Annotated in this window: 9 protein-coding genes; 4 read left to right on the top strand and 5 right to left on the bottom strand. The window is 61.9% G+C overall.

Going from position 1 to position 6,444, the window contains the following annotated elements:
• Positions 1-225: transposase (locus Q1M04_RS06515; protein WP_300446906.1), on the bottom strand; the 225-nt coding region annotated here is incomplete at its 3' end.
• Positions 226-740: 515 nt separating this feature from the next.
• Here Q1M04_RS06515 and Q1M04_RS06510 point away from each other — a divergent pair.
• From Q1M04_RS06510 to mreB, 3 genes are all read left to right on the top strand, one after another.
• On the top strand, positions 741-992 hold the full coding sequence (locus Q1M04_RS06510) for a helix-turn-helix domain-containing protein (protein WP_293278833.1): 252 nt from the start codon (positions 741-743) through the stop codon (positions 990-992).
• Positions 989-1,666, top strand: a complete 678-nt coding sequence (locus Q1M04_RS06505; RefSeq protein ID WP_293278830.1) for a ComF family protein — start codon at positions 989-991, stop codon at positions 1,664-1,666. The genes Q1M04_RS06510 and Q1M04_RS06505 overlap by 4 nt, the downstream gene beginning before the upstream one ends.
• A gap of 105 nt (positions 1,667-1,771) precedes the next feature.
• Complete coding sequence (gene mreB / locus Q1M04_RS06500) at positions 1,772-2,797, top strand: rod shape-determining protein (protein ID WP_293278841.1); 1,026 nt, start codon at positions 1,772-1,774, stop codon at positions 2,795-2,797.
• Between the two features lie 37 nt (positions 2,798-2,834).
• On the opposite strand, the gene Q1M04_RS06495 is transcribed toward mreB, so the two are convergent.
• The 4 genes from Q1M04_RS06495 to Q1M04_RS06480 all read right to left on the bottom strand — a co-directional run bounded on the left by Q1M04_RS06495 (position 2,835) and on the right by Q1M04_RS06480 (position 5,802).
• Positions 2,835-3,074 (bottom strand): helix-turn-helix transcriptional regulator, encoded by a 240-nt coding sequence (locus tag Q1M04_RS06495; RefSeq protein ID WP_297998033.1) that lies wholly within the window; start codon positions 3,072-3,074, stop codon positions 2,835-2,837.
• A gap of 133 nt (positions 3,075-3,207) precedes the next feature.
• Positions 3,208-4,218, bottom strand: coding sequence for a putative ABC transporter permease (locus Q1M04_RS06490; RefSeq protein ID WP_297294298.1), 1,011 nt, complete (start codon positions 4,216-4,218; stop codon positions 3,208-3,210).
• 4 nt (positions 4,219-4,222) lie between these two features.
• Entirely contained in the window at positions 4,223-5,347 is a 1,125-nt protein-coding gene (gene hemW / locus Q1M04_RS06485) for a radical SAM family heme chaperone HemW (protein WP_297998037.1), read from the bottom strand.
• Positions 5,344-5,802: a VOC family protein gene (locus tag Q1M04_RS06480; RefSeq protein ID WP_297998040.1), complete on the bottom strand. Its 459-nt coding sequence runs from the start codon at positions 5,800-5,802 to the stop codon at positions 5,344-5,346. The genes hemW and Q1M04_RS06480 overlap by 4 nt, the downstream gene beginning before the upstream one ends.
• Before the next feature lie 141 nt (positions 5,803-5,943).
• On the opposite strand from Q1M04_RS06480, the gene spoVAC reads away from it, so the two are divergent.
• Positions 5,944-6,384, top strand: coding sequence for a stage V sporulation protein AC (gene spoVAC / locus Q1M04_RS06475; RefSeq protein WP_297294301.1), 441 nt, complete (start codon positions 5,944-5,946; stop codon positions 6,382-6,384).
• Positions 6,385-6,444 lie beyond the last annotated feature (60 nt).

The raw sequence follows: 6,444 nt of genomic DNA, 5'->3' as shown, positions 1-6,444 counted from the left end.
GTATCGCAGGAACCATCGGTACGCTGCATCCGTCTTTGCTCTGCGGAGCGTCCCCGGCAGCGATACGTTCCCGTCCAGGTGTTGGAGCAGCACCAGTTTGAACAGCACTGCCGGATCGATACTCCTCCGCCCTTCATCCTCGCTGTACAGCGGCTCCGCAATTTCATACAGCCCCTCAAAATCCACCGCCGCATCCACTTGCCGAAAGATGTTCCGTCGGCACAAGACTTTCCGTATCCACCATTTCTATGACCCCGCGCTCGTTTTTCCCTCGCTCCAACATATCTCTCTCCCCTTATTCCCTATTTTATCATCTTTATATGAAAGAGTCTGCCTTGTGGCAGACTTTTTCGACAGACTGAAGGACCGCCCTTGGGCGGTCCTTGCTTTTTGCCGGAAAATGTGATAAAGTGTCGGATAAGAAGGCACTGCGCAAAAAGGCGGGCGGTTGGTCACACCCTCGGAAAGGGGGTGAGAAGATGCCGATTACATTGACGTTCCATATCCTGCATTGGACGGTAACGATCAAGGTAAAAAGCGGAAACCGCCACTCGGGCAAGTGACGGTTTCTATGCTTTGCATAGTCAAACTCTCATAAACTCGGGCTAACCGCTTACCGCAGTGCCTTCTTATGCTCATTATAGGCTATGGAGATACATTTGTCAAGCGCGGATATCTGAAAATCAGATAAAATTCCGTATCGGATTTCTAGATACATATACTCATACTTGGTGATAAGTATGAGAACAGAGATTTTAAAATACGGACGAATCAGGGATTTGAGAAATGACCATGGATTGACGCAGAAGCAAATCGCGAAGCTGTTGAACGTCAGTCAAAACACGTACTCGCAATACGAGATCGGCGTCTCCCGTTTCCCTCTGGACGCGGTTGTCAAATTGGCGGAATACTACAACGTTAGTGTTGACTATTTAGTGGGCCTGACAGATGAGACTGTCCCGTATCCCCGGAAGCGGCAGGCAAAGCCATGAAGCTCACCGGCACCCTTCTGGACCTCCTCTTCCCGCCCAAGTGCCCCTTCTGCCGCCGGGTCCTGGACGCTCCCGGCATGTGCCCGGAGTGCGAAAAGACCCTCCCCTGGACGGACGAGGCCCACAGCCTCCGGGAACTGCGGGGCGGCCTCCTCTGCGCCGCGCCGCTTTGGTATGAGGGCCCTGTCCGGGAGGCCGTCCGCCGCTTCAAGTTCCATGGCGGCGTCTGCGCCGCCGGGCCCCTGGGGGAGCTCATCGCCCAGGCCGCCGCCGAGCGCCTCTCCGGCGAGTTCGACACGGTGGCCTGGGTCCCCGTCAGCGCCAAGCGGCTGCGGAAGCGGGGCTACGACCAGTCCCGCCTTCTGGCGGAGCGGGCGTGCCGGCTCTGGGACGTGGAGCCGGAGGCCCTCCTCCGCAAAATCCGGGACAACCCCGCCCAATCCAGCCTGGAACGGGCCGGGGACCGCTGGAAGAACACCCAGGGCGTCTACGAGGCGGCGGGCAGCCCGGCGGGGAAGCGGATTCTCCTTATTGACGACGTGTGCTCTACCGGGTCCACCCTGGTTTCCGCCGCGGGGGTCCTTTTCTCGGCGGGCGCGGCGGGCGTGGTCTGCGCCTCTGCGGCCTTTCCCAGGCCGGAGGAGGAAAAGAGGGGAGAAAAAGGGAAAGAATAGGCTTGCATTCTGGCGTGACTGCCAGTATAATGTACTTTGTAACTTTATGGATACGCTGGCGGTTATCCGCCTATCATAAATTTGGACAAAAGATAAATGGAGGAATTGCCCATGGCAAAGGATATCGGTATCGACCTTGGTACCGCTTCGGTTCTGGTTTTTGTACGAGGCAAAGGCATCGTTTTGAATGAGCCCTCCGTGGTGGCGCTGGACAAGAACACCGGGAAGCTCCTGAAGGTGGGCGAGGAGGCCCAGGCCATGCTGGGCCGGACCCCTGGCAACATCATTGCCATCCGCCCCCTGCGGGAGGGCGTCATCTCCGACTACGACATGACGGAGCGGATGCTCCGGGAGTTCATCCACAAGGTGGCCGGGGTCTCCGTCTTCAAGCCCCGGGTGATTATCTGCGTCCCCTCCGGCATCACCGAGGTCGAGGAGCGCGCCGTTATCGACGCGGGCATCTCCGCCGGAGCCCGGAAGGTCTACCTCATCGAGGAGCCCGTGGCAGCGGCCATCGGGGCGGGCATCGACATCGCCAAGCCCGACGGGCACATGGTGGTGGACATCGGCGGCGGAACGGCGGACATCGCCGTCATCTCCCTGGGCGGCGTGGTGGAGTCCGCCTCCATCAAAATCGCCGGTGACCAGCTCAACGAGGCCGTGGTCAAGTATATGCGCCGCAAGCACAACCTCCTGGTGGGCGAGCGCACCGCCGAGGAAATGAAGAAGCAGATCGGCTGTGTCTTCCCCAAGGACGAGGAGGAGGTCATGGACGTGAAGGGCCGGTGCCTCCTGACAGGCCTTCCCAAGGTGGTGGCCGTCAGCTCCACGGAGATGATGGACGCTTTCGAGGAGCCGGTGGAGCGCATCATGGAGGCCATCCACTCCGTGCTGGAGCGGACGCCGCCGGAGCTGGTGGCGGACATCTCCACCAACGGCATCGTCATGACCGGAGGCGGCAGCTTGGTGTCCGGCTTTGACAAGCTGGTGACGGCCCGGACGGGCATCCACACCATGATTGCCGAAGAGGCGATTTCCTGCGTGGCCCTGGGCACCGGCATGAGCCTGGAGACCCTGGGCAACATGCAGGAGGGCACCATGAACCTGAGCCGCCGCAAGCAGATGAGTTAAAAGCGAAACCGCCGGACAAGCCGTCCGGCGGTTTTTGTTATGGGGTTTCCCCTGTGCCGGGGGCCTCCGATTCCTCCGGGTCGGGGACGTACTCCAGAATATCCTCTACCCGGCAGTCCAGCAGCTTGCAGAGATCGTCGATCAGCCGGGAGGAGATGCCTTTGTTGTGGCGCAGGCGGTAGAGAGTTCCGCTGCTGTAGCCCAGCTTGTTGATCATTTTATACGTGGAAATGCCCCGGTCCTTTAATGTGCGCCAAAATGGATCGTATATAATCATAGCTATCACCTAAAGATAGTTTACCCGGAAGTTCAGATGTTGAACATATCTAATATTTTAGCCATTACTAAAATGTAGACAATTGCCCGAATATGGGGTATGATGAATCCCTGGACTTATAGCTGGGGAGGGCTTAGTCCTTCCCCAGTTTTTTCAGTGTTTCCAGCACCTCGCCGAAGTCCTTGGCGGAGGCGGAGGGGTGAGCCCTCAAAAGCCGCAGGGAGCGGTGATAGGGCGCGGCGGAGCGGTTTTGCAGAGCGGCCTCCCGGGCCCGGACCCGGCGGATGGCCTCCTCCAGATCCGCCCGGCGCTCCGCCAGGTTTTCCGGCGTGGAATCCGGCAGGTCCTCCAGGTGGTCCCGGCAGGTTTCCAGGGCATTGGAGATGGTGGAAAGCGCTTCCAGCTTGGCGGCGGTGAGGCGGCGGAGGGAGGACTCCACCCGCTCCGCCCGGGCCTGGCGGCGCTCCTCCAGCTCCTCTTCCACCTTCTGCCGGAGCTCCAGGGCTTCCAGCTCCGTCTTCTCCCGGAAGCGGCGGAGGTCGTCCTTGGCAAAGGCGGCGTAGACCTCCGCCCGCTTTGCCAGGCGGCGCAGGTCCTCGTTTTCCTCGGCGGCCCGGGCCAGCAGATCCCGCAGATCCAGGGCGGCCTGGACAGAGCGCACCGCGTCCACGGTAAAGGCCGCGGTGAGGAGGATGGCCAGGGGGTCCACGCACAGGGCGGGCACCCGGGCCAGCAGGCGGGCGATGGGGGGATGGACAAAGCGCACCAGCAGGATGGAGAAGAAGCCCCAGGCGATGGAGCTGGTGAGGCAGATGTGGCCGTTGAGGTTGAATTTCTGATTGGAGTAATCCCAGTAGCGGACCTTGAAAATCCGCTCCATCACGTCCCCGGTGACGTATTCCAGGGCCGTGGCCGCCAGCATGCCGAAGAGCCAGACCAGCCGGAGGTCCTTCGCCACGGGAATGGTGGCCAGCAAAATGATGATGGCCCCGGAACCGTAAATGGGCAGCAGGGGGCCGTGGAGAAAGCCCCGGTTCACCCAATGCCGCTGGCAGAGGGAGACATAGCAGGACTCCCAGACCCAGCCGCAGAGGCAGTAGAAGAAAAACAGCAGGACCCATTGGCCCGTGGTGTAGACGTGCATCCGTTTATTCCTCCTCGATTTGCGCAAGCAGTTCCCCGATGATCTGGTTGGACACCAGGAAGCCCCGGGGGGTCAGCCGCCAGCGGCCTTCCGCCCGGGCGGCGTAGCCCGCCGCCTCACAGCGCTCCAGAAAGGGTAAAAAGGGGGCGAAGGAGCGGCGGAAGCGGGCTTCCCAATCCGCCGCGTCCAGGCCCCGGGCCAGACGGAGGGACAGCATCAGCCACTCCGCCTCCCGGTCCCGGGGGGCCATGCGCCGGGTCTCGGAGAGGATGCGGTCCCCCCGGAGGAAGGCCTCGAAATCCCTGGCCCAGGCATAGCGGACGCCCCGGAAGTCGGAGTGGGCCCCGGGGCCGAACCCGGCGTATTCCCCCAGGGTCCAGTATTTCAGGTTGTGCCGGGACTCCCGGCCGGGCTTGGCGAAGTTGGAGATCTCGTATTGCTTCCAGCCCCGCTTCTCCAGAAAGCCCACGGTTTCCAGATACATGTCCGCCTGGACCTCGTCCCCCGGCAGGGATTCCCGGCGGGCGTAGAGGGGAGTCCCCGGCTCCGCCTTGAGGCCGTAGCAGGAAAGATGCTCCGGGCAAAGCTCCGCGGCGGCGGAGAGGTTTTTCCGCCAGCGGGGCAGGTCCTGGTCCGGCAGGCCGTAGATGAGGTCCAGGGAGAGGTTGTCAAAGCCCGCCTTGCGGGCGGCTTCCACGGCGGAGCGGACCTGGGCCATGGTGTGGACCCGGCCGATGGATTTTAATTCCCCATCGTCGGCGGACTGCATCCCCAGAGAGACGCGGTTGAACCCCGCCCGCCGGAGGGCGGCCAGGTCCCCGGCGTCCGCGGCGGAATCGGGGTTGGCCTCGAGGGTGATTTCCGCGCCGGGGGCGATGGGACAGGCGGCAAAGACCGCTTCCAGCAGGGCCGTCAGGCGGCGGGGGCCCAGATAGCTGGGGGTGCCGCCGCCGAAGTAGACGGTGTCCGCGTCATAGCCGGAGAAGTCCGTCTCGAAAAGCTGGGACCGAAGGGCGGCGGCATAAGCGTCCATTTGGTCCTCCCGGCGGGGGAGGGAGTAGAAGTCGCAGTAGACGCACTTTTGCTTGCAGAAGGGGACGTGAATATAGATACCAAGGGCCCGGCTCATTTCGTGCACTCCCGGACGTAGTCCACGGGGACGTCCATGCGCGACGCCGTCTGCTCCGGCGTCAGGCCGGAGTCCAGGAAACGGCGGCAGACCGCCGTCATGCGCTCCCCCACCTCAATGATATGCCCGTCCGGGTCGCGGAACCGCACCACCCGCTGGCCCCAGGGGTGTTCCTTCACCGGGTGAATGTATGCAACGGCAAGGGTTTTCAGCCTTTTCGCAAAGCCGTCAAAATCGTCTTCTTCAAAATAGACCTCGGCGGCGTTCCCGCCAAAGGAGACGGTTTTCCCGCCGATAAACTCCCGCCAGGTTTCCAGCGTCTGTAAGCAAAGTCCGCCGGTCAGGGTCTTATTGGCCCCGAAGTCCAGAACTACCCGGAGCCCCAGGACAGCCTCATAAAACGCCAGCGACCGCTCCATATCGGTGACCGCCAGCAGGGGATTTTTCAACTCCATACGGGGGACCTCCTTGATGTTTAGCTGTCCCCATAGTACCACAACTGCCCGCCGGATTCAATACCGCCCTCCCGGGGGAATATTTCCGCCCCCGGAGGCAACACTATCCAGGAAATCCAACATGAAAAGAGGATGCTTTCCATGGACATGTCTCCCAAGGAATATCAGGCTTACGTCAAGCAGAAAGCGAAGAAGTCCCCCATTGTCAAGGACGTGACCCTGGCCTTTGTCATCGGCGGGGCCATCTGCGTGCTGGGGCAGGCCATTACCAACGGCTGGAGCGCCGCGGGCCTGAACAAGGAGGAGGCGGGCACCGCCGCCTCCTGCACGCTGGTGTTCCTCTCCGCCCTGCTGACGGGGCTGAACCTCTACGGCAAGCTGGCCCGCTACGGCGGGGCGGGGACGCTGGTGCCCATCACGGGCTTTGCCAACGCCGTGGTGTCCCCGGCCATCGACTTCAAGAGCGAGGGCTTTGTCACCGGAATGGCGGCGAAGATGTTCACCGTGGCGGGGCCGGTCATCGTCTTCGGCACCGTGGCCTCGGTGCTGTACGGCGTGATTTTGAAGCTCTTCCGGCTCTGAGGCTTCCAGGCTTTTTCGCGAGGAAAGGCCGTCCATGCCCGGCATGGACGGCCTTTGTTC

Source organism: uncultured Oscillibacter sp., assembly GCF_950073225.1.
GTDB lineage: Bacteria > Bacillota > Clostridia > Oscillospirales > Oscillospiraceae > Oscillibacter.
This window is presented reverse-complemented; position numbering and strand designations above follow the sequence as displayed.